This is a genomic window from Haloarcula amylolytica JCM 13557 (assembly GCF_000336615.1).
Lineage (GTDB): Archaea > Halobacteriota > Halobacteria > Halobacteriales > Haloarculaceae > Haloarcula > Haloarcula amylolytica.
Genome location: NZ_AOLW01000006.1, coordinates 279844 through 305744, shown reverse-complemented (window position 1 = coordinate 305744; position 25901 = coordinate 279844). Strand labels below are relative to the sequence as shown.

Below are 25901 nucleotides of genomic sequence, written 5' to 3'. Positions count from 1 at the left end.
ACGCCACCCGATTTTCAGCGGAGATACTCACGCCCGAAAGGGTATAGGGGAGTTGTCACTGCTAGAAGGCAATGACCGACCGGATCCGCGTTCTCCACGTCGACGACGACCCGGCTGTCGTCGAAGCGGCCACGAGCGCTCTGGAACAGGAGCACTGTGGCATCACGGTCGAGACAGCGACGAGCGTTGCCGACGGCATCGAACGGCTCAACAGCGACGCGTTCGACTGTGTCGTTGCCGGTTACGACCTGCCGGAGCAGACCGGCGTCGAGTTCCTCGACGCGGTCCGCAAGCGAGCGCCGGACCTGCCGTTCATCCTGTTCACCAGCGAGGGGAGCGAAGCAGCCGCCAGCAACGCGATTTCCGCCGGTGTCACCGAGTATCTCCGGGTCGACGGCGGCGCCGAGCCGTACGCACGGCTCGCACACACCGTCGTCGACGCCGTCGAACGGACAGCCGACAACATCGAACACGCACAGAACACGCGACGCGAGCGCGCTATCGAGGAGCTACACTCCACCGCCAGGGCGTTCATGCGAGCCACGACTGAGGATGCGGTTGCCCAAGTCACAGTGGACACCGCCAGAACCATCCTCAATATGCCGGCCAACGGCGTCCACTTCGCTGACGGCGACAGCCTGTATCCAGTCGCCTGGACCGAACAGGTCGAGGCGCTCATCGGCACGCCCCCGGTGTTCGAGGCCGGAGAAGCGCTCGCGTGGCAGGCTTTCGAAACCGGCGAGGCCCGGGTCCACGACGATATCACGTCGAGCCCGGACCGGTACAATCCGGAGACGGACATCCGCAGCGAGCTCATCCTTCCGCTCGGGGACCACGGCGTCCTCCTCATCGGGTCGAGCGAGGTCAGTGCGTTCGACGACACGGACGTCACACTCGCACGGACGCTCTCGGTCCACGCGACGGCGGCGCTTAACCGTCTCGACCGTGATCGCCAGCTCCGCGAGGAACGCGAGTTCATCGACCAGGCGCTGGATACGCTCGACGACCTGTTCTACGTCATCGGCACGGACGGCAGCCTTCGGCGGTGGAACGAGCGCATCCCCGAAGTCACGGGATACAGCGACGACGAAATCGGCGAGATGGCGGTCGCTGACTTCTTCCCCGATGACGAGCACGGGGCAGTCGAAGCAGCGATAGACGAGACGCGAACCACCGGCCGAGTAACTCTCGAAGCCGAGATTCTGACTGCCGATGGAGAGCGGATTCCGTACGAGTTTGCCGGCACCCGGTTGACAGACGCTGATGGAGCGGTCGCCGGGACCGTGGGTATCGGGCGGGACATCTCCCAGCGCAGGGCGTACGAACGGCGACTGGAACGGAAGAACGAGCGCCTCGACGAGTTCACCAGTATCGTCAGCCACGACCTCCGAAACCCGCTGACAGTCGCGGAGGGGAATCTGGAACTGGCCAGAACAGAACGCGACAGCGACTATCTCGACGAGGTGTCGCGTGCCCACGAGCGAATGCGAGCGCTGATAGACGACCTCCTCACCTTCGCACGCGCCGGCGAAACGGCGACCGACCTCGAATCCGTCACGCTCGCGAACATCGTCGAGGAGTGCTGGCAGACCGTCGAGGGGGACCGGGCGACGCTCGTCGTCGAGACCGACCGTCAGATTCGGGCTGATACGGCGAAACTCCGTCGGCTGGTGTCGAACCTCCTCCGGAACAGCGTGGAACACGGATCCACGCGCGCTCAGCCACCGTCCGACCGCACCGCGGAACACGACGAGGAGAAGCTAACTGTGCGGGTCGGGACAGTCGAAGACACGGATCGGCACGGTTTCTACGTCGCCGACGACGGGCCGGGCATTCCATCGGAGGACCGCGAACAGGTGTTCGAGGGGGGCTACTCGACCGGCGAGAACGGGACCGGGTTCGGGCTCAAAATCGTCAAGCGGATCGCCGAGGTCCACGGGTGGACGGTCACAGCCACCGAGAGCGAGGCCGGCGGCGCGCGGTTCGAGGTAACGGGGCTCGAACCTGCCTGAGCAGGCAGACCAGTCGCCGAGTGTGGGCCAGCGACATCTGCGGCAGGCCCACTGCGGGACGTGACTGGCCTTTTGGTTCTGAAGCCCTCAGTATGGGTAATGTCATCCCAGCGCCCTCCCCGGCGGGGCTCGCGGACCGCCGAGCAGTCGACTGCGCCGAGGGACGGAGCGACGCCCGCACTCGCCGTCGAGGGGTTGTCAAAGCAGTTCGGCAGCGGTGCGGACGCGGTGACGGCCGTCGACGACGTGTCGTTTCGCATCGAGCAGGGGACGGTCGTCGGCCTGCTGGGACCCAACGGTGCGGGCAAGACGACGACGATAAAATCGATTCTCGGGCTGGTGTTGCCTGATTCCGGACGGGTTCGGGTCCAGGGCATCGACATGAGCGAGAACCCGCGGGCGGCCTACCGCCACGTCGACGGGATGCTCGAAGGGGCGCGAAACGACTACTGGCGGCTGACCGTCCGGGAGAACCTGCGCTATTTCTCGACCATCAAGGGCGTCAAGCCGGATGCCGTCGCCGACCGTCACGAGCGGCTGCTGGCGAAACTCGACCTCCTGGAGAAGGCCGACGAGCCGGTCCGGGACCTCTCCCGCGGAATGAAACAGAAGGTGTCGCTGGCGAGTGTGCTGGCCAGCGAGTCCGATCTGGTGTTTCTCGACGAGCCGACGCTTGGACTCGACGTGGAAAGCTCGCTGACGCTGCGTCGGGAACTGCGCCGCATCGTCGACGAGCGCGACCTCACGGCCGTCGTCAGCAGCCACGACATGGACGTCATCGAGGACGTCTGCGACCGAGTCATCATCATGAACGAAGGGGAGATCATCGCCGACGACAACGTGGCGGCCGTCCTCGACCAGTTCACCGCGAACGCGTTCGCCGTCACCAGTCCCGACATCACCGACGACCTGCTTGCGACGGTCCGGGAGCGCTTCGAGGTGGCCGACGTGACGAGCGTCGAGCGGGGCCGGCGCGTCGAGGTAGCGACCGACAGCGACGGGTTCTACCGCCTGCTTGCGCTGTGTCGCGACCACGACGTGACGCTTGCCGCTGTCGGCACAGTCGAACCGGATCTGGAGGACGTGTTCGTCGAAATCACGGGGCAGAAACGATGAGAGAGGCGGAGCCGAGACGATGACTGCGAGCGCCGACACGCGCACAGAGGACAGTGATGAGACCAGTGCCCAGGCTGTCAGAGCCGCCATGCAGGCGGGCTATCTCGACCTCGCGCGGGCGGTGCTGTACCGTGAGTACCTCATCTTCGTCCGCTATCCGGCCAACGCCGTCGGCGGCATCGTCATCTCGGTGTTTTTCTTCGGTCTGCTGTTCTACGGCGGCCGGATGCTGGCCGGGAAGGCGATAACCGACTCCATCGAGGGCATCATCGTCGGCTACTTCCTGTGGTCGCTTTCCGTCGGCGCGTACCAGTCCATCTCGAACGACATCGGAAGCGAGGCCCAGTGGGGCACGCTCGAACGGCACGTCATGACGCCGTTTGGCTTCGCGCCGGTCGCGTTCTGCAAGGGTATCGCGAAAGTCGTCCGGACGTTCATTACCTCGACGGTGGTGCTGGCGGTGATGCTGGCGATCACAGGGACGACGCTCCAGTTGAACGTCCTTACCGTCGTCGTCGTCGCGTCGCTGACCATCGCCTCGGTGCTTGGTCTGGGATTCGCTGCCGGCGGCGTCGCGGTGTTGTACAAGCGCATCGGGAACTGGCTCAATCTGCTCCAGTTCGGGTTCATTATCCTCATCTCCGCGCCCGTGTTCGAACTCGGCTGGACGCGGGTGCTGCCGCTGGCCCACGGGAGCGCGCTCCTCCAGCGGGCGATGGTCGACGGGACCCGACTCTGGCAGTTCTCGGCCATCGACCTGGGACTCCTCGTCGGCGTTCCGGCCGGCTACGTCCTGCTGGGGTACGTCGTGTTCCAGTACACGACCCGTCGGGCCAGACGACTCGGCGTACTCGGCGACTACTGACTTCGGTAGACAGGAGGTTTTACTTGAGGTGCCGGTTATGTGATAGGTAACACTCTCGCTCGGGCTACGCACACAGCGTCGGGCGGTCCTCTGCCCTGCACCCCACAAATGGTCACTCGATATCTCTCATCGGAACGGCTGGTGCCCACCATTGCGACAGTGGTCGTCGTTGGTGTGCTGGCTGTTGCGACGTGGTCGCTCGTGTTCGCGAGTGACGGCGCCGCCGACCAACCCCAGATCGACAGGGACGTACAGCAACGCTACGAGTCGATAGACGGTGTCAGCGCGACCCAGACGACGATAGTCTCACAGAACGGGACAGTTACGAGCAGAATAACCTACGACGCGACGCTCCAACCGGGGACCCAGAAGAGACGGCTCGTACTCGTCAACAGTACGTCACAGGCGAATGACGTGCGGATCTCGGACGGGTCGACGCTGTGGCTGTACAACGACAGTCGTGGAAGGGCGACACGAATACCCCTCTCCGAGACTGAGTCCGACAGAGGTGAGCGGCTACAGCGCCTCTTCACGAAACTCGACGAGTCGACAGCGGACCCCCGGTCAGTTGAACCACTACCCGTTGTCCCTCGAGGCGAGCGACGGCCGGTCAACTCAACCGAGGGGATGACCGTCAGCTACCGGGGCACGGAGCCGGTTGACGGCCGCGAAGCGTACGTCGTCCATGTGACGCCGAGAAACGGGACAAAAGCATACGAGCAAACCGTCTGGGTCGACACACAGCGGTTTTTCCCGGCCAAGCAGCGGACTGCCTGGACGGCAGACGAGAAGCACACAGTCGTGACGACAAGGTTTGCGAACGTCACCTACGACACCGGAGTTCCCCATGACGAGTTTGCCCCCGACTTCCCGGACGACACAGCAGTCAGCGTTCCGGAACCATCAGATAGGAGGTTTTACCTGCGCTGCCAGTTATGTGCTACATAATATTGTCGTTCAGACAGACCGAACGCAGTCGGGCAGTTCCCCACACCCGGTAACCTGATATATGGCCACTCGACACCTCACATCGGAACGACTGGTCCTCACCGTCGCGACGGTCGTCGTCGTTGGTGTACTGGCTGTTGCGATCTGGTCGCTTGCGTTCGCGAGTACCGGAACCGCTGATCAGCCCCAGATCGACGCGGACGTACAACAACGCTACCAGTCGATAGACGGCGTGAACGCGACACAGACGACGACGATCACCCGGAACGGGACAGTTGCGAGCCGGACGACCTACGACGCCGCGCTCCGGCCGGGGACCCAGAAGAAACGGCTGGCGGTCGTCAACAGCACCGTCGAGCGATACGACCGCCGGGTGTCGAACGGGTCGATGCTGTGGCTGTACGACCAGCGCCGCGCGAAGGCGACACGCATCTCTCTCAGCAGAACCGATTCAGACCAGGGTGAGCGGCTGCAGCGTCTGTTTGCGAATCTCAACATGGAGACGACAACCAACACGACGACCGACTCACCGTCGGTTGAGCCGCTGCCCGTCGTTCCCCGCGGCGAGCAGCGGCCGACCGTCTCTGCCGGCTCGATGAGCGTCAGTTATCGCGGTACTGAATCAATCGACGGGCGTGACGCCTACGTCATTCATGTGGCACCGAAAGACGACACAGCGGCCTACGAGCAGACGGTCTGGGTGGACACAGAGCAGTTCTTCCCGGTGAGAAAGCGCACTGCGTGGACAGCCGACGGTGAGCGAACAGTCGTAACGACGACGCACACGAACGTCACCTACGACACCGGTGTGTCCGATACCGTGTTTTCCCCCAGCTTCCCGGAGAACACGACTGTCACTGTCCCAGAGACGCCCGAAAGACAGACCTACGAGTCGGTCGGTGCGCTCGAAGCCGACACCGAGATCCAGGTTCCGGAGCCCGACATCCCGCCGGGGTACGAACTGATCTATGCGACGCAGACGCGGGGGCGGATCCACAGCGTCGGCCTCCGCTACATGAACCGGACCAGTCTCATCACTGTCGGCAAATACGACCGGCCCGCTAACAGGGACAGCGCCAGCGGAGCGGTGACAATCGACGGGCAACCGGCACAGGTCAGCTACGGACTGACAACCTCAGTTTCGTGGAGCTGTGAGCGCTACCGATACACCGTTCGCGGTGAGGGCGTGTCCGCGGACCGACTCGTCACGGTCGGCCAGTCAATCGGCTGTCCCGGCGGCGAGTGAGCACCCTCGCTGGCATATCAAGCCGCCGTTTTCTGGGCCAGAAGTTCGACTGCACGTTATATTATGGAACCGCTCCTCAATTCGAGTGCAGCGGCCCTGACAACACCGTGCCACCAGCGCCCTCCGGCAATAGCCGCTGTCTGTCCACCATACTGCCCTATGGTTCCCCAGGGCCGCCACCCTGGGGGGAATGTGGGCCAGGCCGCCCGCGAACTGGTCCCCTACCTCGCCCCACCTTCGCCCAAGGGCGGTGCCCTGACCCCGCCGGTCTCCGCTGACACTGCGCCCTTCTCTGACGCGGCTGACTTCTGACTCGGAAACTGACGGGACCTTTTATTCGGGGACGGGACGTTGGTCCAGTACGTGAGTGAGGACCCGGCCGTGGGCGACATCCTCGACCTGCTCAGTGACGAGTACGCCCGGGACATCCTCGCAGCAACGAGTGTCAAACCCATGTCCGCGAAACAGCTCGCCGACCAGTGTGAGATGTCACAACCGACCGTGTACAGACGGGTCGAGTGGCTTCAGGAGTACGGCCTCATCGAGGAACAGACCCAGATAGAAACGGGCGGCAACGACTACAGCGTGTTCGCTGCCACGCTCTCGGAGTTCTCGCTGGCGCTTGCTGACGGTGACTTCGAAACCGATATCGAGCGGACCGAACCGCCGACGTTCCCGGGACAGGACGAACAGGACACCGCGGACCGATTCACAAAAATGTGGGAGAATCTCTGATATGGTCGCCATCGAGACGCTGATGGACTGGCTCATCACCGCCCTGGCGTTTGGCTCGACAGTACTGGGTGGGTACGTCGGCTACCAGGCCTACCGGGGGTATCGCCGGCACAACAGCCGCGCGATGCAGTACCTCTCAGTCGGGCTGTTCTGCCTCACGGCGGTGGCCTTCGTGGTCGCGTTCGCCGGCTCAGTCCTCCTTCGTCAGGGTCTGCTCTCCAGTCAGTTCCAGCAACCGCTGACGCTCGTCACTCGCGCCTTCCAGTTCGTCGGCGTCCTCTTTATCGCATACTCGCTCCACTCCCGGGAGTGAGAGTCGGAATGTGTGTGGCGAATCACAGCCGTCCCGAACCGCTGAAGGGTCTCAGGCGGAAAGGATACGTATGACGCAGACACCGGAGGGACGGCCGACGGTCCGCATCGACGGGGCTGACCCGATATTGCTCCCCTGGGACGTTGCACCCGAAACGCTCCCGTTCGATGTCGTCCGCGGGCCGGTCGCGTTCGAGTGTGCCTCCGGCGACCGGATCGAACGCGAATACACCGGCGTCGCCGTATTCGACCTGCTGGAGGCGGCGGCGATGCCCGGCGATACGACCCACGTCCAGTTCGAATCGGCGAACGGCGACCTGGCGTGTATCCCGCTCGCCGACCTCAACGGTGCGGTGCTCGCGCTGGGCGACGGCCCCGGAACCGAGCCGGGACGACCGCGGTTCGTCTCGCCACACATCCTTGGCCCGCGGACGGTCAAGAACGTCTGCCGGCTGCGGCCGCGGGCGCTCGCCGCCGGCGCTGACCGCGAGGCCTACGAGCGGCTCCCGCTGGACGACTGACGCTGACCGACGGACTACTCCAGCAGACCGATGTCCTTCGCCAGACGGTCGGCGAGTTCTTCCAGCACATCGGGGTCGACCTCGGCGACCGGCTCACCGTCGTGAAGCTGTTCGTTGTGGCGCGCGACGGCGTCCTCGACGTCCTCGAAGGCGACCGACGTTCGCGTCCCACACTCCTCGCAAACGACCGGAATCTCGGGCTGGTCGGCTGTCATTGGCGGCAGTTTACCTCGCTCCCCGATAAACGGACCGGAGCGTCCGCCGGGCACAGGCTGACAGTCACTCCAGCACGCTCTTGGGCCGTTTGAGGTAGAACGCCTGCTCGGTGACGCGTTCGTAGACGGCATACAGCGTCTCGACGGCGTCCGGGTCGGGGTCGAACTGCAGGTGCGGGGCCATGTGGTACGCCTTGCAACTGGTCAGAAAGAAGTACAGCGTCCGGTGATGAGCCGGCGTCGCGTCGACGACACCCATCGACTGCCCACCCAGGTCATCCGAAAAGTCGTTGAGAAGACCGGCGATATCGTCGTGCAGTTGCTCGTCGGGCCGTGTGAGCGGCGCACCGAGCGTCTGCTGGAGGAACTCGCTGGTCGCCCGCAGGAACGGGTTCGAGTCCATGCCCGTCGGGTCCACAGCGCTGAACGCGTCGTACAGGTCAAGCAACGCCGTCAGTTCGTCGTCGGTCAGCGCGATGGGTTTGACGGGGTCGCCCTGCGGGAGCGAGTAGTCCGGGAAGGAGTACGACTGCGGGTCCGGCACCTGCCCGAACACGGTATCGAGACTCATGGTTGTAATTCGGCGAGGAGACGCCTAACTGTTGGGTAGTGAAGGGGGAACGAGACGCCAGAGCGGCCCCACCAGAACACATATCAAATCGTGTGCAGACATCTGAGCCGATGCCCTCCACCAATCGCACAATCGCTGCACAGCGACGCCTCGAACCGGGAGCACTGCGTGGACCACGGTCAGTACCAAACGAACACTCCAGCCCGGCGCGGGACCGCAACTGATGCCGACGTTCACCGTCCGACTGGCCGATGGCTGGAAGAGAGCGGGCGATCACATGTCGTTAATCTTGGTCCCGATACTGCTGGCGGTCATGCAGACGGATAGTATCCGGCAAGTACTCACCTACGACGGGGTCCACTTCGGTATCAAGTTCGGCGTCCCCGCGTCCGTCGTGACCATCTGGCAGTTCGTTGACCCGCCCAGTACCGGCGTGTCGGTGAACGCCGGCCTCCCGCTATCGCTTCCGTTCGCCGTGGTGGTCGTCCCGTTGGCGGTCCTCTTGCGGGCCGGCCTGAGCGCGGGCTACTTTGGCGCTATCGCCGCGCATCTCGTCGGCCGCGACGACGACTTCGCTACCAGCGTCCGGACCTATTTCCTCCCGTTTCTCGCGATAACCGTGTTGCCGTATCTGTTCGTTGTGCCGTTCGCGCTGGGCGCAGTCGGCGTCGGAGGGGTCGGTGGCGGTGGCGCGGTTCTCGGGGTAATCGTCATCCTCGTGCCGCTGCTGCTGGCCGTCGGATATCTGTTCTGGGCCACGCCGTATCTGATCGTGTTGCGCGAAACCGGCCTGCTGGCGGCGGCTCGGGGCTCGTACGAACTGGCTGTCGACGGTGGAGCCTACCTCGCCTACACAGTCGGCTACGCGGGACTCGTTTTGCTCGTCTCAGCGGTGGCGACCGCTGTCGTCGTCAACGTCCCCGCGGTCGGCCTCCCCATGGGGATCGTGGGCGGCGGACTGCTGGGGCTCGTACTCAATATCACGACGATGCGGTTCGTCGCGGATGTCGACCCGCAGTCACCGTCGGCTGGCGAGTGGCCCGAACGGCACCGCAGCGGCAAAGCCGCGGTCAACACGTAGGGCGTCGGCTCACTCGCCCTGCTCGTCCAGTTGCTCGACGAGGCTGATACCGTAGATCGTCCGCAGAACCGTGCTGGCATCGCCGGCCTCGTACACCAGGTCGTCCCTCGAACTGACGTGGTCGAGCACGTCGGGCGAGGAATGGGCGGGAGCAGCAGCGATACCGGCGTCATTCTCGTCGACCCAGCGCATCACCCGCAGGTCGCTCTTGCTGTCGCCCATCACGAGCGCGAACGGGTCGTCGATGCCGAGCACGTCGAAGGCCTCCTCGACGCCGGCGGACTTGTCCAGTTCGAGGCTCACGAGTTCGGCCGCGTCGCCCTCGTAGTAGCCCAGGTCGACGCGTTCGAGGATGTCGCGGAACGCCTCGGGCGCGTCGTCGATGTCGGCGTCGGTCGAGAGGCCGCCGGCCTGGAGCACGTCGAGGATCTCCGGGTCGCGGCTGAAGTAGGCCCGGGCGTACGCCGCTGGGTCCGCGACCTCGGCGTCGACCTGCGCGGCGATGGCGTCGCCGACCAGTCCACAGAGGTACCGCAGCGACTCGTCGATGATTTCGACGGCGTTGTCGCTGCCGACCTCGGCGTTGGGTTTCAGCGTGACGTTGAACTCGTTGCCCTGGAGGTGACAGCGCTTGCCGACGGCGTCGGGGGCCTCCGAGAGGACCCGCCGGCGGACGGTCTCGAACACGTCCACGACCGCGTCGTCGAGACGCTCGTAGAGGAGTCGCTTGGTTTCCTCGCCGTGCTTGGGCGTGAACACGCCGTTGCCGGACTCGTAGACGATGCTCATCTGGCCGGAGGAGACGAGGTCGTTACCAAGCCCCTGTATCATGAACCCCTTGACGTTCTCTAAGGTCTGGCCGGTACAGACGACGATAGGGACGCCCGCTTCGTGGAACTGCGTCAGGAGATACAGCGTGTCGCGGGGGATTTCGTTGTCGGTGTCACCGGCCGACCGGAGCGTCTCGTCGACGTCCAGCACGAGCACGTTCACCGACCGGTCGTACTTCGAGTAGAGGTCGAGCGCGGTAAAGGCCTCGTCGCGGGTCAGCCGCGCTGCGATTTCCGCATAGGTCTCGCCGGTCCCGGGAAACTCGTCAGTGATGTCGGATTTGAGGGCGTCGAGGCGGTCACTGGCGGTTTCCCACTGTTCCAGCGCGACGGTCGAGCTGAGCGGGGGAAACAGGTCGACGAACTCCTGATAGCCGCGCAGCGTCGTCGTGTCTACGCTCTTATACAGACGGTAGAGTTGGTCGTATTGTTCCATGTCGATATCCACAGGATAGTGGCGACTGACGGCGGGCGCACTTTAGCTATCGGGTTTACGGTACTCGCAGCAAAAAACGGCTGGTTTGCCAACACCGCTGCCGAGGGGCGGGCCGCTGCTACGCCTCGTCGCCGCCGTCGGTCAGCACCTCGGTTTCGGTCGCCTCCTCGTTGAGGAAGGACGGGAGTTCTTCCTCGTCCTCGTCAGTTGCCTCGTCGTCCGCCGTCGCTTCGGTCCAGGAGCGTTCTCTGTGGTGGCACATGGGTCGTCACCATGCGAGGGTCAGGACTGTTCTGTGTTAACTATTTTCATGACTGGACTGATAGGCGCGGCGAAGGCAGACAGTATCAAGTCGCTTCGCCCGTTAGCCGGTGGCAATCACATGCGGAGGCACGTATGACCGATATCCAGCGACTCGACGACCGGACCGTCGAACGCATCGCGGCCGGCGAGGTGGTCGAGCGGCCGGCCTCCGTCGTCAAGGAACTGGTCGAGAACGCCATCGACGCCGACGCGACCCGGGTCGAGGTCGTCGTCGAAGCCGGCGGAACCGACGGGATTCGCGTCACGGACGACGGCGTCGGGATGGACCGCGAGGCCGTCGAAACGGCCGTCGAGAAACACACGACGTCGAAGATCCGCGACATCGCGGACCTGGAGGGCGGCGTGGGAACGCTCGGCTTCCGCGGCGAGGCCCTGCACGCAATCGGGGCGGTCTCACGGCTGACGGTCCGAACCAGGCCCCGCGGCGGCGACGTGGGAACGGAACTCGTCCTCGAAGGCGGCGACGTCACGTCGGTCGGCCCCGCCGGCTGTCCGGAGGGGACGACGATAGCAGTCGAGGACCTCTTTTATAACGTCCCGGCCCGCCGGAAGTACCTCAAACAGGAGTCGACGGAGTTCGCACACGTCAACACCGTCGTCGCCAGTTACGCGCTGGCTAACCCGGATGTGGCGGTCTCGTTGACCCACGGCGACCGCGAGACGTTCTCGACGACCGGCCAGGACGACCTGCGCGAGACGGTGATGTCCGTCTACGGCCGGGAAGTCGCCGAGTCGATGATATCGGTCGGAGCGGGTTCGGAAGCGAACGCGGATGGCGACGAGAGTGATAGTTTCCCTGACGGGCCGCTCGACGGCGTCCACGGCCTCGTCTCGCACCCCGAGACGAACCGGGCCGGCCGCGAGTACCTCTCGACGTACGTCAACGGTCGCTACGTCCGGGCCGGTACCGTTCGCGACGCCGTTATCGACGCCTACGGCACCCAGATCGCGCCGGATCGCTACCCCTTCGCCGTCCTCTTTCTGGACGTGCCCGCGGGCGACGTGGACGTGAACGTCCATCCCCGAAAAATGGAGGTCCGCTTCGCCGATGACGAGGGCGTTCGCGAGCAGGTCCGGACTGCTGTCGAGGACGCGCTGTTGCGGGAGGGGCTACTACGCTCGACAGCGCCGCGTGGCCGGTCAGCACCCGAGCAGACCGAGATAACGCCGGAATCGGACGGGACGAGCGACAGCGAGCACGAGCGGTCGAGTCCGGATGGCCGGGACACCGGAGACGAAGCAGCAACGCCGGGACGGACGGATACCACCGCAACGGGAAGCGCTGATGCAACAGCACAGGAGCCGGATACCGAGCCCACAGACCGCCCGGAAAGCACGCAGACCGAGTCAGCGGGTCGCCAGTCCTCCGACACAGCCCAATCCATTCAATCAGACGACACGAAACGGGCCTCCGCGACCGGCCCAACGGACGATGCATCGGGCGGATCGGGGACGGGGCAGACAGGGGGTGGCGTTTCGAGTGGAGATAGCGATGATGAACGCCCCGAAGCGTCCGCGTCGGGCCGGACAGAGACAGAGCACGAGGACCGGAAGTTCACCGGCGGCCAGAAGCAGGCACGCCTCGGCGACGACCCGGAAGCGACCCACGAGTCGCTGCCCTCGATGCGGATTCTCGGACAGTTAGCCGACACCTACGTCGTCGCGGAGACGGACGACGGCCTCGTGCTGGTCGACCAGCACGCGGCGGACGAGCGGGTCAACTACGAACGGCTCAAGGCCAAGTTCGAGGGCGAAACGACGACGCAGGCACTTGCTAACCCTGTCGAACTGGAACTGACCGCACGCGAAGCCGAGGTGTTCGACCGGCGCAGCGACGCGCTGGCGAGTCTGGGGTTCCACACGGCGCGGACGGGTGAACGCAGCGTCGAGGTCCGGACCCTTCCGGGCGTCATCGCCGATGCGGCCGGCCCGGATATCGTCAGGGACGTACTGGGCGCGTTCGTCGCCGGCGACGACGAAGCGGCGGCGACGGTCGAAGCGGCGGCCGACGAACTGCTCGGCGACCTGGCGTGTTACCCCTCGGTGACCGGGAACACATCGCTGACCGAAGGCTCCGTCCGGGAGCTACTCGCCGCGCTGGACGAGTGTGAGAACCCCTACGCGTGTCCCCACGGACGACCGACGGTCATCCACATCGACCGGCAGGAACTGGAAGACCGGTTCGAGCGGGATTACCCCGGACACGGCGGTCGGCGGCGATAGCCTGAGAGGGCGGCACCGACACAACAATCGATACAGCCGATTGAACTAAACCTCCGTCTCCCGATGCACGCGGTATGTCACTCGTAACGTTCGGTGAGACCGCTCTGAGATTTGCACCCCCTGACGGACAGCGATTCGAGACGGCCCGCGAGGCGTCGATTCGCGTCGACGGAACCGCGAGCGGCGTTGCGGCAACGGCCGGCCGACTCGGGGCTGACGCACGGTGGCTCTCGAAGATCCCGGACACACCACTCGGGCGGCGCGTCGTCGCGGAACTCCACGAGTTCGGGCTGGAAACGGACATCGTCTGGGCAGACCCGGACGCTGGACGGCAAGGGCTCACGTTCCACGAGGACGCCGACCCGCCCCGTGCCGAGCGGCTGCTACAGGACCGCGGTAACACCGCGATGGCGACGCTGACGCCCGGTGAACTTCCGATGGGCGAGATACAGAACGCGGACGTAGTGTTCACCTCGGGCGCGACCCTCTCACTCTCTGACACAGCCGCTGACACGACGGGAGCGCTGCTCAGAGCGGCCGCAGGGATGCGAGCATTCGATCTCGATTTCCACCCAGGGCTGTGGGACGCTGAAGACGCCCGCGACGCGCTTGCAGACCTGCTACCGGCCGTCGATACCCTCTTTGCCGCCGAAGAGCAGGTTTCCGCGGTGTTTGACACGACGGGGAGTCCGCGCGAAGTCGTTCACACGCTCGCGACGGAGTACGATCTCACCCGCGTGATTCTCACACGGAGCGAGTACGGCGCGGTGGCCTACCACGACGGCGTCATTCACGAGCAGGATGCCATCGAGACGACCGCCGTCGACGAGTCGGGACAACACGAGGCCTTCATCGGCGCGACGCTCCAGCAACTGGCCGCCGGCGCTGACACGGACGAAGCGCTGCTCCACGGTGTCGCAGCAGCAGCCCTCTCCCGGACACTGTCGGGGCCGCTGACACCGCTCGAACCGTCCGAGGTCGAGCGTCTCGTCGATTCACAGCAGTCCAGACGGCCGTAGGTGGCACGTACCGGCCGGCCGTACCGATCTCTGTTTACTCCGCTATGAGCCAGGGACGTCCGCCGTGACGCGGTGACAATTAGACCGTGGACGCGACAGACGGCAGCGGTCAGCGCGTCACCGCCGCCGTGACGATGGCCGCACGGCTTGTAGCCCCTTCCCGCACACACCGACGGCGCTAACGGGACGTTTTTCCCCACGAGGGCCGCATGCCCGTACAATGACTGTTCTCGAGTCCGTTCACGAGGCCCACGGAGCGACGTTCAGGGAGGTCGGTGGTCGGAGCGTCGTCGACAACTACGGGCGACCGGAGCGGACCCACCGCGCAGTTCGGAACGTCGTCGGAGCGATGGAGTACGGCTACGGCGTGATTGTCGTCACCGGCGAGGACCGCGTCGACTACGTCGACAATGCCGTCTCGAACCGCGTGCCAGACGATGACGGCGCGGGCTGTTACGCGCTCCTGCTCGACCCCGACGGCCGCGTCGACACGGACATGTACGTGTACAACGCCGGCGAGCGCCTGCTCGTGTTCACACCGCCCCAGAAAGCCGAGGACCTTGCCGCGGAGTGGGCGGACAAGACGTTCATTCAGGACGTCGAGTTCGAGGTGGCGACCGACGACTTCGCCGTCTTCGGCGTCCACGGGCCGAAAGCGACAGAGAAAATCGCAAGCGTTCTCCACCAGACCGGTACCCCGCCGGCACCGCTGACCTTCGAGCGGGGCGAACTCGGCGACGCCGGCGTCTCCGTCATCCGGACGGACAACCTCGCCGGCGAGGAGAGCTACGACGTTGTCTGTAGCGCCGATGACGCCGAGGCCGTCTTCGACACGCTCGTCAACCGCGGGCTCAACGCCGTTCCCTTCGGCTACCGGACCTGGGAGACGCTGACGTTAGAGGCCGGCACGCCGCTGTTCGACACCGAAATCGAGGGGGCGCTTCCAAACAATCTGGGCCTGCGGAACGCTCTCGACTTCGAGAAAGGGTGTTACGTCGGTCAGGAGGTCGTCTCCCGCATCGAGAACCGGGGACACCCCACTCAACGATTAGTCGGCCTCGCCGTCGAGGAATGCCCCGAATCCGGTGCCGCGGTGTTCGCTGGCGACGAGCACGTCGGCGACGTGACCCGGGCCGGCCGGAGCCCGATGCGGGAGGCCCCGATTGCGCTGGCGAATCTCAGTTGGGAACGGCCCGAAGACGCGCTGACCATCCGCATCGACGGTGAACCGGTCAGCGCACAGCAGGTCGACCTGCCCTTTATCGACGGCTCGGCGCAGTCGGCGCGGTTGCCGACCTACGAGTAGCGAGGGTCACGCCAGTTCGATAGCCGCCCGCCCGCTGGTCGCGCTCCGAATTCGGTCCCGCAGTTCGCTGCCCTCCACAGTGGGCACCCGAACCTCGAAGACGACTTCTGCCTCGTAGTCGGCCTCGAACTCGACACCTGCTGATTCAAGCAGGCTCCGAACGGTGCCGGAGTCGTCGTAGGCGACGGTTACGGTGAACTGCTCGTGGGGCACCTCCTCGACCACGCCTGCGTCGTCAACGCCCTCTTTCACCGCTCTGGAGTAGGCACTGGCTAGGCCGCCGACGCCGAGGTTCGTCCCGCCGTAGTAGCGCGTGACGACGGCGACGACGTTCTCGATATCGCGTTGCTGGAGAACGTTCAGCGCGGGGTCGCCGGCGCTGCCGCTCGGTTCGCCGTCGTCGCTGGCATACTCCCGAAAAGGGTCCGCGCGGACGCGGTAGGCGGGGACGTTGTGGGTGGCGTCGGCGTACTCCTCCCTGACGGCGTCGACGAACGCCTCGGCGGCTTCGACGGTCGTCGCCGGGGCGACGTGGCCGATGAACTCCGAGCCCCGTACCTCGAAGCGCGCCTCGCCGCGGCCCGGAACGGTCCGATAGCTGTCCGTCACGGGCCGGCGTACGCCCGGCGTCGGAATAGCGTTTGTCGTTCGCGCTCCCAGCAGTGAGTCAGTCCGTCCTGCCGTCCGGTTGCCGCGACCCCCAGACCCGCTTGTCAAGCAGTTTGACCCGCATTCCGTCCCGAACCCGGAGCTGACAGGAGAGTCGCGGGTAGCCAAAGCGGTCGGCGAGGTCGTCGTGCCAGTGGTCGGGGTCGGGCGGCTCGGCGAGACGGACGCCGCAGGTGGCACAGATGCCGCGGCCGCCGCAGTTGACCCGCTTGGCGTAGCGGCCGTGCGGCGAGAGGTCGGCATCGAGAAGCACGTCCCGGAGGACAGCCCCACGTTCGGCGGTGAGTTCGTGGGTTTCTCCCGCGGGCGTCTCGACGGTGAGCGTTGCTGCCATTACGCCAGTTCGATGGTCCGGACGAACGCCAGACGGCGGATTTCGTTGATGAGGTCGCCGGGCAGTTCCTCGTCAGTGATGACGTACAGTTTCGGTTCGTCGGTGAACTCGGGGTCTTCGCTCAGGACCTGGCGGATAGAGATGCCGTGGTCGGCGATAGCCGACGTGACCGTCGAGACGATGCCGGACTCGTCGGCGGCGCGGACGGTGACGGTCACTGCGTGCAGATCGAGCACCGGGGCGAGATCGAGCAGGCTCGGCACGGAGGAGATATTGCGGAAGATGCGCCGCAGGTCGTCGTCGTCGAGAATCGCGTCCGTCGTCGCGTTGACCACGCGGCGGTCGACGTCGGCCTCGCGGGCGATACCCGTGTTCGGGATTTCGATACCGCCCGAGACGACGCGGCCGTCCTCGTTGACGGAGAACCCTCGTTCCAGCAGCAAGCGGATGACGTCCTGCTGACCGGGAGAGTCCTCGAATTTCTGCATGATCTCGTCGAACATACGGAACGGTGGACGCGGGGCCACTAATCGGTGCCGACAGCGGTCGAAACGAGGGGTCGCGGTCGGCTACAGTTCGCCCTTCGTACTCGCCACGTCGGAGCGTCGCTCGTCGATACGGGTCGCATCGTCGAGCGCCCGCGCCAGCCCCTTGAACAGCGCCTCGATCTCGTGATGAGCGTTCTCGCCCTCGACGCCGCAGTGCAGCGTCAGCCCGGCGTTCATCGACAGTGAGCGGCAGAAATGCTTGGCCATGTGGCTGGTCATCCCACCGACCGAGGCCTGTGAGAACTTACCGTCGAACTCGAAGTACGGCCGGCCGGAGATGTCGACGACGACGCTCGCAACAGCCTCGTCCAGCGGGACCTTGCGGTCGGCGAACCGGCGGATTCCGCGCTTGTCGTCCAGTGCCTCGGTGAAGGCCTCGCCGAGCGTGATGGCGACATCCTCGACGGTGTGGTGGTCGTCGATGTCCAGATCGCCGTCGCACTGCACGGTCAGGTCGAACAGCCCGTGGGTCGAAAAGGAGTCGAGCATGTGGTCGAAGAAGCCGATGCCGGTGTCGATGGTGCTGTCGCCGTCGCCGTCGACGTCGAGCGTGACCTCGATGTCCGTCTCGGCCGTGGTCCGCGTGACGGCCGCCGTCCGGTCGGTCATACGTATCACCTATCAGGCCGCGTATTTGTGGATTGCGTCCGGCCACCCGGTGCAATAGTTACTCTGTCTGCTCGTCCAGTAGCGCCAGCAATCGGTCAGTCACCGCCGGCGCGTACTCGATGAAACAGCAGTGGCGACCCTCGACGGCCTCCCCGGTTCCACGGGGGAGATCGGCCGCCAGCGACTGCGCGGCCGCCGGCGACACGACGGGGTCGTCCAGACCGTAGTACACCTCGGCGGGCTGGGTAATCTCGTACAGCGGCGGCGGGTCGAAAGCCGTCATTGCGTTGGCCTGCGCGTCTCGGGCCGCGCCAGTAGCGTCCTCGTCAGCGCGCCAGCCTGCGATCCGCTCCATGAGGTCCGGGTCGTGTTCGCGGAACGCCGGCGAAAACGCTCCTGCAAGCGACGATGGGGCATCCAGCGCGAGCGCGTCCAGTTCCGCCCGATCCACCGCATCGCCAGATCCCGCCGTACAGTACAGCGTCAGCGAACGGGCGCGGTTGTACTGGTGGGCGTATTCGAGCGCGACCATCCCGCCGAGGCCGGCCCCGACGAGGTGGGCGCTCCCGACGCCGTGGTCGGCCAGCACGGCTTCGAGGTCAGCCGCCAGCGTGTCCGCGTCGTACGGTCCCGCCGGCGCGTCCGACCGGCCGGTTCCGCGGAGGTCCCACACCACCGTCTCGTAGGGACCGGCGACGGCGTCGTAGTGCCAGCCCCAGAGCCACGCCCCGTACCCCACGTCGTTGATGAACACGACGGTGGGGCCGTCGCCGTCGGCTTCGTAGTAGAGGGACACGTCGCGGTTGCGTGCGGTCGGCATTAGCCGTCGATTCCCGCGCCGGCGGTGTGTCTCTTTCGGTGAGTAGGTCTTTAGCGCTGGCTGTCGAAGGGCCGCCAATCCCGTGTCCGGAGCAGCATCACTTATCGGCGCTGTCGTGTTGGTCGTGAGTCTGGGTGTCGCCGCGCAACTGGTCGCCGACTGGCTCCAGATCCCGAGCGTCGCGTTCCTGCTGGTCGCCGGCGTCTTCGTCGGCCCGCAGGCCCTCGACCTCGTCGACCCCGCGATATTCGGACAGGCCGGGCTGCAGGCTATCGTCGGCCTCAGCGTCGGTATCATCGTCTTCGAGGGGGCGTTCCACCTCACCGTCGAGCGAGTCCGTGAAGCGTCCAGGGAGGCGCTTGGACTGGTGACAATCGGCGCGTTCGTCTCGCTCGTCGGAACCGCCGTCGCCGTCAAGGTCGTGTTCGGGACGACGTGGCCAGTTGCCGTCCTCGTCGGGAGCCTGCTGATCGCCACCGGGCCGACGGTCATCACGCCGATCATGCAGGTGGTCCCAGTCAGGGATCGGGTCGCCGCAGCGCTGGAGACCGAGGGCATCATCAACGACGTGACCGCAGCCATCCTTGCGGTGGCGACGTTCGAGTTCGTCATCGCGAGCCAGTCCTCGCCGGTGGTCGTCGTCGAGGCGTTCGTCGCCCGGCTGGTCGTGGGCCACATCGTCGGTATCGCCGTCGGCGGCGGCATCGCACTCCTGCTCCGGCGGTGGCACCTTTCGGCGGACAACGCCATGCAAAACGCCCGGGCGGTGGTCCTGACCGCGGCGCTGCTGGCGTACGCGCTGGGAAGCATGTGGCTCTCGGAGGCCGGCATCGCGGCCGCCGCCGTTGCCGGTATCGTACTGGGGAACGCTGACCTCCCCCACGAAGAGGAGATCGCCGAGTTCAAGGGCGGTATCACGCTGTTTGTCCTCTCGTTCGTCTTCATCGTGTTGGCCGCCCAGCTATCGCTCGGTGACCTGCGTGCGCTCGGAATCGGCGGACTCGTCGTCGTCATCGTCGTCGTCACGCTCGTCCGCCCGCTCGGCGTGTTCCTCTCGACGCTGGGTGGGCGACTGACCGTTCGAGAGCGGATGTTCGTCGGCGCGATGGGGCCGCGCGGTATCGTCCCGGCCAGCGTCGCCACGCTGTTCGCCATCGAACTGCGTCCCGAGAACCCGGATGCTGCGACGGTCCTCGTCGGGACTGTCTTTCTCGTCATCTTCACGACCGTCATGTTTCAAGGCGGGCTGGCCCGTCACTTCGCGCAAGCGCTCGACATCCTTCCCATGCAAACACTCATCGTCGGCGGCGGTCGCGTCGGCCGGGAACTGGCAGTACGATACGAATCACGCGGCGAGGAGGTCGTCCTCATCGACAGCGACGAGGACACGGTCGAGCGGACGCGGGCCGACGGCCACCGCATCGTCCACGGGGACGCGACGAACGCGCACGTCCTCGAAGAAGCAGGGGCGGACCGGGCGTCCGTTGTCGTCGCCGCGACCGCAGACGACGACGTGAACCTGCTCGTCGCACAACTGGCGACGACTCGGTTCGACGTCGATACCGTGGTCGCCAGAGCGAACCAGCCGAACAACGTCGAGGCCTTCGAGGACCTCGACGTCGAAACGATCTCCGCCGGCTTCGCCGTCGCCGACGCCATCGACGACGCGGTCGAGCGACCGGCGCTGGCCCACTGGCTGTCGGACTCCGGGCGAACGGGGGACGTACTGGAGGTCGAACTCAGGAACGAGTCGCTGATCGACCGGACGATAGAGGAAACCGCCGACAAGCTCCCGGACGGCTGCCTGGTCGCAATGGTAAGCCGTAACGGAACAGACAGAGTCCCCGACAGCGATTTCCGCCTCGCGAGCGGCGACCACCTGACACTCGTCTGCGAGACCAACGAGGCGATGCGGGACGCCAGACGGCTGTGTCAGGGTAAATAGGCGAGCGTGACGCGCCGCTCAGCGCAGTTCGTCGAGAGAGACGGCCGCTGACCGATCCGCAGTGACCCACTCGGTCACGGATTGCTGGCGGTCCGAGGGGAAAATCGTCAGCTCCGAGGGGTTCTCGGGGTCGTCGTACAGGCAGTCCAGTTCGAACTCCGGCGCTTCGTCCAGGTCAGTGTCCGACGGGGGCGTCGTGGTCGTACTCATGGGTCAGGTAGCACGGGTGGCACTGCAGTTTTCACACAGTTCATCGGTAGCACGGCCGCTAGCAGCGGGAATACTGGTCCCACATCGCCGACACGTCCGTTGTGACCGTATGTATTCGGTATGGGACTGAATGTGTGCGAGGTCACGTTCTCCGCTCATATCTGCTATAGATGGGCAGTTACTGAAAATACTTTTGGAAACTCATCCAGATACACCTACTACAACTAAATGTAATTGTATCTCTTGAGTGTATTCGGACCGTTCGGGCAGAATATCGAGTCTTAATCGGACAACTGTCCGAGGTAACCGAGCGTAGAACGGAACCAGCGGTGAGAAAGAACGGGGACGATTCAGGCGGACGCTGTCCCTGGTTCCCGTGATAGTCGCCGTCCGCAGGTGGTCGATGCGGAAATGATGCAGCAGTCCGTCTCAGACGTTCGCCACAGTTCGCAGTATCTCCGGGGCGTCCTCAAGCGCCTCGTCCAGCGCGTCCGTGTCTGGGCCGCCGCCCTGTGCGAAGTCCGGCGGGCCGCCGCCGCCGCCGCCGACGCGACCGGCGAGTTCACCGACGACCTCACCGGCGTCGACGTCGACGCCGTCGGGCACGGAAACGACGAACTGCGCGCCGTCGAGGCCCGACCCGAGCACCGCGATGTTGCCCTGTTCGACGATAGCGTTCGCTTGCGCGCGAAGTTCGTCCATGTCGGCGTCGATGCGCTGGACGACGGCGGTCGCCTCGCCCACGTCGACTTCCTCGCTATCGCCGCCGCCGCTGGCGCGGGCCTCGGCGAGCTGTTCCTTGAGCTGTTCGATCTCCTTGCCGCGGGCCTTCCACTCGTCGAAGAACCGCTCGGCGGTCTCCGGCACCGCTTCGGGCGCGACGTCGAGGATATCCGCGGCCTCGGTGAGTGCGTCTTCGGTACGCTGGGTGGCCTCGATGGCGGCGTTGCCCGCCGCGAACGTTAGCCGGATGACGCCGTCCTGAATCCGCTCGGTGTTCAGGAGCTTGACAGCCCCGATGTCACCGGTTCGGGCGACGTGGGTGCCACCGCAGGCCTGCACGTCGTCGCCGACGGTGATGAGCCGGATCTGCTCGCCGGCCGGGATGCCGCCCTGGTAGAGGTCGAAGCCGTGGCGCTCCTCGGCCTCGTTGCGGTCGGGCCACGCCTGGGAGACGGCGATGTTGTCCTGCACGATGTCGTTCGCGAGGCGTTCGATCTCCTTGACCTCCTCGCGGCTCACCGACTCGTAGTGGCGGATGTCGATGCGGGCGGAGTCAGTGCCCTTCTGGGCACCGGCTTGCCTGACGTGCTCGCCGAGCACCTGCCGGGCGCTGTGGATGACGATGTGGGTCGCCGTGTGGTGTTGCATCAGGCGCTGCCGGCGGGTGGCGTCGACCTGGCCGCGGACGAACTCGCCCTTGCCAGGGTCGTCGTCGCAGGTGTGGACGATGACGTCGCCGTACTGCTGGACGTCGGTCACCTCGGCGGAGACGTCGTCGGTCGACAGTGTTCCCCGGTCCGGCGGCTGGCCACCGCCTTCGGGGTAGAACATGGTCTGGTCGAGCACCACGTCGTAGGTGTCGTCGTCGCGGTCGAACACCTCAAGGACGACGGCCTCGAACTCGGTCCGCTGCTGGTCCTCGTAGTAGAGCCGGTCGGTCTCGGGCAGTTCTTCGAGCCGGTCCTCGTAGGGCGTCCGTGACTCCTCGGTGGCGGTGTCGTCGCCGCCGTGTCGCTGGGCGACGACCGCGTAGAAGTCGTCGGGCACGTCGACCGCGACGCCTTTCTCGGCGGCGATCTCCTCGACCATGTCCGGCTGAATCCCGTGGGAGTCGTACAGTTCGACCAGTTCCGCGGTCGGGATCGGCTCGCCCTTCTCGGCGTACTCGTCGGCCAACTGGCGGACGCGCCGGCCACCCCGGTCCAGCGTCTCGCGGTACTTCTCGACCTCGGTGCGGACGATGTCGCGGATGGTGTCGCGGTTCTCGTAGCCCAGTCGCTCGGCCTGCATATCAACGAGTTCGTCGAGTGGCGCGTCGACGCCGACGCCGTCGACCAGTCGCTTCGTCCGGCGCAGCACCATCCGGGCCAGATAGCCCGTCCCGACGTTCGACGGGACGATGCCGTCGCCGAGCATGTACGCGAGCGTCCGGCAGTGGTCGGCGATGGCGTAGATGTCCTCGAGTGGTGCCATCAGGTCCCGCATCTCCTCGACCCCGACGCCGATCTCGGCGGCGATGGTGTCGCGTTCGGCCTCGATGTCTTCGGCCTCGTCGATGTCCATTCGGCCCGCGAGTTTCGCGGCCTCGTGGACGATGCGCTCCTCCTCGTCGGTGAGTTCAATGCCGGCGTTGTCCTTGAGGAAGGCGATCATGTCGGGGTAGACGGCCTCGTACACCGTCGGGGTTCCCTGGCTCATCCAGGTCCAGCGTTCGAGCCCGTAGCCGGTGTCGACGATGTAAGTGTCCATCGGCGAGTACCGGTTGCCGTCTTTCATCTCGTACTCGCCCTCGGGGTCCTGCTCCATCGACATGAAGACGAGCGTGGCGAGTTCCGCCCCGCGGTAGATGACCTCGATAGCCGGGCCGGCGTTGCCGCCACCGACCCACGGGTCCTCGATGTAGACGATTTCGTCCAGGTTCGCGCCCATCTCCTCGAACAGTTCGTCGCAGTACCGGACCGTCTCGTCTTTCCAGTACACCTCGCCCTCGTAGGCGTACTGCTCGGGGTCCTCGATGTCCTCGCGCGCGTTGAACGCGTGGTGGGCCATCATCTCGAAGGCCATCGTGTGCCGCCCCGTCTTGCCGACGTTGTCGATGTCCTGCATCCGGATACAGGGCTGGCTGATACACAGCGGGTTCGCCGGGGGCGGCGTCGTCCCCGAGGTGACCAGCGGCTGGAAGTCGTAGATCGACGCCTGGGTCAACAACACGTCGTCGCGCCAGCGGTTGGCCGCCACCGGGTACGGGTCGATGCGCTCGTGGTCACGGTCCTCGAAGAAAGAGAGGAACGCCTCGCGCATCTCCGTCAGCGAGTGGGACTCGTCGAAGCCGGGGTTGTCGATGAAGTCGTACTCCGCACACGGCGGTTCGCCGCAGGTCTCGCGCTCGACACGGGACCAGAACATATCGCCACAGGAGGCACACTCCTGTCTGTGGAAGCCTTCCTCTTCGAAGTAGTCGAGTTGGTAGGCCTCGTCGAGGTCGCTCATTGGTGTTCAGTTGGCCCACGTTCGCCTAAAACTGTTCCGAAGGGGCTGGCGGTATCCCTGGCCGTCAGAGCGTGACAGAGGATTCCCCGGAGAGCGTCTTCGGCGCGACGACTTCCTCGGTCGTCATCCCGCCGGCTGGCGAGGTAATGCGGAGTGTCGCAGTCTCTCCTTCGGGCAGTTCCTCACCGAATGGCTCAGCGCCAACGGAATTATCGGTCCCCAGGTCGAGCGTGATTCTGAACCGGTCTTCAACGTCGTTCAGCACCGGCTGGGAGCCGTCGTTGTCCTGCACGGTAGAGATAGCGAACCGCCCATCGGGGTTGCCGTCTGCGCCGCCAGCCGCGAGCTGGTAGTACGACCCGCTCGGACCGATCCACTGGACGGTCGTCTTGTCTAGGTCGACGTTGCCTGCACCCGGTGCCCGCCTGACGACGATGTCAACCACGCCGATCTCGCTGTTGTCGGTGAAGTGGTCCCCGGTAATCCCCACAACCTGGATGCGGTTGGTCGTCGAATCGCTGGACTGCTGGCCCGTCGCCTGGGCGGAACTCTGCAGGAAGCCCGCAGTGTTGATGAGCACGCCCGCCGCGATTGCCGCGACCAGCACCATCGCGATAAACACGATGAGCGTCCCGATCCCGACCTGACCGCGGTCCTCACCCGTCCCCTCCGTAGATGGTCGTAAACGTTGCATTTCAGTTGTTGATATTCTTACTTTCCTTTCATCATAAAGCTCACCCGCCAGTTATCAGGTGTGAAAAATCGGATCGTAGCGGTAGTACGGCCTTACTCGCCCTGGGCGAGCGAGGCCAGCATCGCTTCGAGTTGCACGCGCTCGTTCGCACCGCGGGTGATCCGATAATCGGTTTCGCCGATGCGTTCGAGCACTCGGACGGCTGCTTCGTCCTCGATATCGAACTCCCAGATGGAGCGATGCAGTTGGTCGATTATATCGCCGCCGGCGATACCCTCTTCGGTCAGCAGTCTATCGAGGGTCGCACGGGAGGCCGTGAAGTCGCCGTCCAGCGCCGACTGGACCATCGTCCGGATCTCTTCCGGGCGGGCCGTCGAGGTGATCGCGTACACCGCCGACTCGTCGACTGTGTCACCGCTGACGGAGGCCGCCTGGAGGCCGTTGATGGCTTTCCGCATATCCCCGTCGGCGGCGTAGACGAGCGCGTCCAGTCCGTCCTCGGTCAGTTCGATGCCCTCTTCGGCGGCGATGTTTCGGATTTCCTCGGCAACGGCGTCGTCGGCCAGCGGGGAAAACCGGAAGACCGCACAGCGGGACTGAATCGGATCGATGATCTGGCTGGAGTAGTTACACGAGAGGATAAAGCGGACGTTGTTCGAGAACTGCTCCATCGTCCGGCGCAGCGCCGACTGGGCGTCGCTGGTCAGCGCGTCGGCCTCGTCGAGGAAGATGATACGGTATTCGACGCCGCCGAAACTCGTCCGGGCGAAGTTCTTGATGCGGTCCCGGACTACGTCGATACCGCGCTCGTCGGAGGCGTTCAGTTCGAGGAAGTGCTCGCGCCAGTCCTCGCCGTACAGTTCGCGGGCGATAGCGGTTGCACACGTCGTCTTCCCCGTCCCCGCGGGGCCGGAAAACAGCATGTGGCTCAGGTCGTTGCGCGAGACGTAGCTCTTGAGTCGCCCGACGATGTTCTCGTGGCCCATCACGTCGTCGAGCGTCTGCGGGCGGTACTTCTCGATCCAGACCTCCTCGCGTCCCGCCCGCGACTCGGACTCGGCCTCACTCATGGACGATGGGAAGCGTGGGCCGGTCTTAA

General features: G+C 65.3%; 26 protein-coding genes. 13 read left to right on the top strand and 13 right to left on the bottom strand.

All coding sequences use genetic code 11. The features are described 5' to 3' along the window. Positions 1 to 71 precede the first annotated feature (71 nt). The 8 genes from C442_RS01830 (at position 72) to C442_RS01795 (ending at position 7755) form a co-directional block, all read left to right on the top strand. Positions 72 to 2012, top strand: a complete 1941-nt coding sequence (locus tag C442_RS01830) for a hybrid sensor histidine kinase/response regulator (RefSeq protein ID WP_008307343.1) — start codon at positions 72 to 74, stop codon at positions 2010 to 2012. Positions 2013 to 2111: 99 nt separating this feature from the next. Beyond that, positions 2112 to 3128, top strand: coding sequence for an ABC transporter ATP-binding protein (locus C442_RS01825; protein ID WP_008307341.1), 1017 nt, complete (start codon positions 2112 to 2114; stop codon positions 3126 to 3128). 19 nt (positions 3129 to 3147) lie between these two features. Beyond that, positions 3148 to 3993: an ABC-2 type transporter gene (locus C442_RS01820; RefSeq protein WP_008307340.1), complete on the top strand. Its 846-nt coding sequence runs from the start codon at positions 3148 to 3150 to the stop codon at positions 3991 to 3993. Between the two features lie 141 nt (positions 3994 to 4134). Further along, the gene (locus tag C442_RS01815) at positions 4135 to 4941 is read left to right on the top strand and encodes a LolA family protein (RefSeq protein ID WP_239642248.1); all 807 of its coding nucleotides are present in this window, start codon (positions 4135 to 4137) and stop codon (positions 4939 to 4941) included. Positions 4942 to 5002: 61 nt separating this feature from the next. Beyond that, positions 5003 to 6187, top strand: a complete 1185-nt coding sequence (locus tag C442_RS01810; protein ID WP_008307338.1) for a LolA family protein — start codon at positions 5003 to 5005, stop codon at positions 6185 to 6187. 363 nt (positions 6188 to 6550) lie between these two features. Next, entirely contained in the window at positions 6551 to 6922 is a 372-nt protein-coding gene (locus tag C442_RS01805) for an ArsR/SmtB family transcription factor (RefSeq protein WP_049942764.1), read from the top strand. Position 6923: 1 nt separating this feature from the next. After that, a complete protein-coding gene (locus C442_RS01800; RefSeq protein WP_008307336.1) occupies positions 6924 to 7235 on the top strand; it encodes a DUF7521 family protein in 312 nt (103 codons plus the stop codon). A gap of 70 nt (positions 7236 to 7305) precedes the next feature. Further along, a complete protein-coding gene (locus tag C442_RS01795) occupies positions 7306 to 7755 on the top strand; it encodes a molybdopterin-binding protein (RefSeq protein WP_008307334.1) in 450 nt (149 codons plus the stop codon). 14 nt (positions 7756 to 7769) lie between these two features. On the opposite strand, the gene C442_RS01790 is transcribed toward C442_RS01795, so the two are convergent. Together C442_RS01790 and C442_RS01785 are read right to left on the bottom strand one after the other, a co-directional pair. Then, positions 7770 to 7970 carry a hypothetical protein gene (locus C442_RS01790; RefSeq protein WP_008307333.1) on the bottom strand — a complete coding sequence of 67 codons (201 nt, stop codon included), beginning with the start codon at positions 7968 to 7970 and terminating at the stop codon, positions 7770 to 7772. A gap of 64 nt (positions 7971 to 8034) precedes the next feature. Next, positions 8035 to 8541 carry a hypothetical protein gene (locus C442_RS01785; RefSeq protein ID WP_008307332.1) on the bottom strand — a complete coding sequence of 169 codons (507 nt, stop codon included), beginning with the start codon at positions 8539 to 8541 and terminating at the stop codon, positions 8035 to 8037. 223 nt (positions 8542 to 8764) lie between these two features. Between C442_RS01785 and C442_RS01780 the strand changes: the two genes are divergently transcribed. Continuing rightward, positions 8765 to 9622 (top strand): hypothetical protein, encoded by an 858-nt coding sequence (locus tag C442_RS01780; RefSeq protein WP_008307330.1) that lies wholly within the window; start codon positions 8765 to 8767, stop codon positions 9620 to 9622. A gap of 9 nt (positions 9623 to 9631) precedes the next feature. Here C442_RS01780 and C442_RS01775 read toward each other — a convergent pair whose 3' ends face one another. Together C442_RS01775 and C442_RS22000 are read right to left on the bottom strand one after the other, a co-directional pair. Beyond that, a complete protein-coding gene (locus C442_RS01775) occupies positions 9632 to 10900 on the bottom strand; it encodes an HAD family hydrolase (RefSeq protein ID WP_008307329.1) in 1269 nt (422 codons plus the stop codon). Positions 10901 to 11006: 106 nt separating this feature from the next. Then, the gene (locus C442_RS22000) at positions 11007 to 11150 is read right to left on the bottom strand and encodes a hypothetical protein (RefSeq protein ID WP_004590504.1); all 144 of its coding nucleotides are present in this window, start codon (positions 11148 to 11150) and stop codon (positions 11007 to 11009) included. Positions 11151 to 11284: 134 nt separating this feature from the next. Here C442_RS22000 and mutL point away from each other — a divergent pair, with 134 nt between their 5' ends. From mutL to ygfZ, 3 genes are all read left to right on the top strand, one after another. Beyond that, positions 11285 to 13435, top strand: coding sequence for a DNA mismatch repair endonuclease MutL (gene mutL, locus C442_RS01770; protein ID WP_008307327.1), 2151 nt, complete (start codon positions 11285 to 11287; stop codon positions 13433 to 13435). Between the two features lie 74 nt (positions 13436 to 13509). After that, positions 13510 to 14454 (top strand): sugar kinase, encoded by a 945-nt coding sequence (locus tag C442_RS01765; protein ID WP_008307326.1) that lies wholly within the window; start codon positions 13510 to 13512, stop codon positions 14452 to 14454. 220 nt (positions 14455 to 14674) lie between these two features. After that, positions 14675 to 15760 carry a CAF17-like 4Fe-4S cluster assembly/insertion protein YgfZ gene (gene ygfZ, locus C442_RS01760; RefSeq protein ID WP_008307325.1) on the top strand — a complete coding sequence of 362 codons (1086 nt, stop codon included), beginning with the start codon at positions 14675 to 14677 and terminating at the stop codon, positions 15758 to 15760. A 6-nt stretch (positions 15761 to 15766) separates the two neighbouring features. Here ygfZ and C442_RS01755 read toward each other — a convergent pair whose 3' ends face one another. The 5 genes from C442_RS01755 to C442_RS01735 form a co-directional block, all read right to left on the bottom strand. After that, positions 15767 to 16369, bottom strand: coding sequence for an IMPACT family protein (locus C442_RS01755; protein WP_008307324.1), 603 nt, complete (start codon positions 16367 to 16369; stop codon positions 15767 to 15769). A 58-nt stretch (positions 16370 to 16427) separates the two neighbouring features. Continuing rightward, a complete protein-coding gene (locus C442_RS01750; RefSeq protein ID WP_008307321.1) occupies positions 16428 to 16763 on the bottom strand; it encodes a 2Fe-2S iron-sulfur cluster binding domain-containing protein in 336 nt (111 codons plus the stop codon). Continuing rightward, positions 16763 to 17266, bottom strand: a complete 504-nt coding sequence (locus tag C442_RS01745; protein WP_005536977.1) for an ACT domain-containing protein — start codon at positions 17264 to 17266, stop codon at positions 16763 to 16765. The genes C442_RS01750 and C442_RS01745 overlap by 1 nt, the downstream gene beginning before the upstream one ends. Positions 17267 to 17332: 66 nt before the next feature. Beyond that, the gene (gene hisB, locus C442_RS01740) at positions 17333 to 17920 is read right to left on the bottom strand and encodes an imidazoleglycerol-phosphate dehydratase HisB (RefSeq protein WP_008307319.1); all 588 of its coding nucleotides are present in this window, start codon (positions 17918 to 17920) and stop codon (positions 17333 to 17335) included. Between the two features lie 58 nt (positions 17921 to 17978). Next, positions 17979 to 18740, bottom strand: a complete 762-nt coding sequence (locus C442_RS01735) for an alpha/beta fold hydrolase (protein ID WP_008307318.1) — start codon at positions 18738 to 18740, stop codon at positions 17979 to 17981. A gap of 82 nt (positions 18741 to 18822) precedes the next feature. Here C442_RS01735 and C442_RS01730 point away from each other — a divergent pair, with 82 nt between their 5' ends. Continuing rightward, entirely contained in the window at positions 18823 to 20685 is a 1863-nt protein-coding gene (locus C442_RS01730) for a cation:proton antiporter domain-containing protein (protein WP_008307317.1), read from the top strand. A gap of 18 nt (positions 20686 to 20703) precedes the next feature. Here the strand turns inward: C442_RS01730 and C442_RS01725 are convergent, their stop codons facing one another. The 4 genes from C442_RS01725 to C442_RS01710 all read right to left on the bottom strand — a co-directional run bounded on the left by C442_RS01725 (position 20704) and on the right by C442_RS01710 (position 25872). Next, positions 20704 to 20895 (bottom strand): DUF7511 domain-containing protein, encoded by a 192-nt coding sequence (locus tag C442_RS01725; RefSeq protein ID WP_008307315.1) that lies wholly within the window; start codon positions 20893 to 20895, stop codon positions 20704 to 20706. A 429-nt stretch (positions 20896 to 21324) separates the two neighbouring features. Next, entirely contained in the window at positions 21325 to 24108 is a 2784-nt protein-coding gene (gene alaS, locus C442_RS01720; RefSeq protein ID WP_008307314.1) for an alanine--tRNA ligase, read from the bottom strand. 64 nt (positions 24109 to 24172) lie between these two features. Next, the gene (locus C442_RS01715; protein WP_008307313.1) at positions 24173 to 24802 is read right to left on the bottom strand and encodes an archaellin/type IV pilin N-terminal domain-containing protein; all 630 of its coding nucleotides are present in this window, start codon (positions 24800 to 24802) and stop codon (positions 24173 to 24175) included. A 92-nt stretch (positions 24803 to 24894) separates the two neighbouring features. Continuing rightward, complete coding sequence (locus C442_RS01710; protein ID WP_008307311.1) at positions 24895 to 25872, bottom strand: replication factor C small subunit; 978 nt, start codon at positions 25870 to 25872, stop codon at positions 24895 to 24897. Positions 25873 to 25901: the final 29 nt, after the last annotated feature.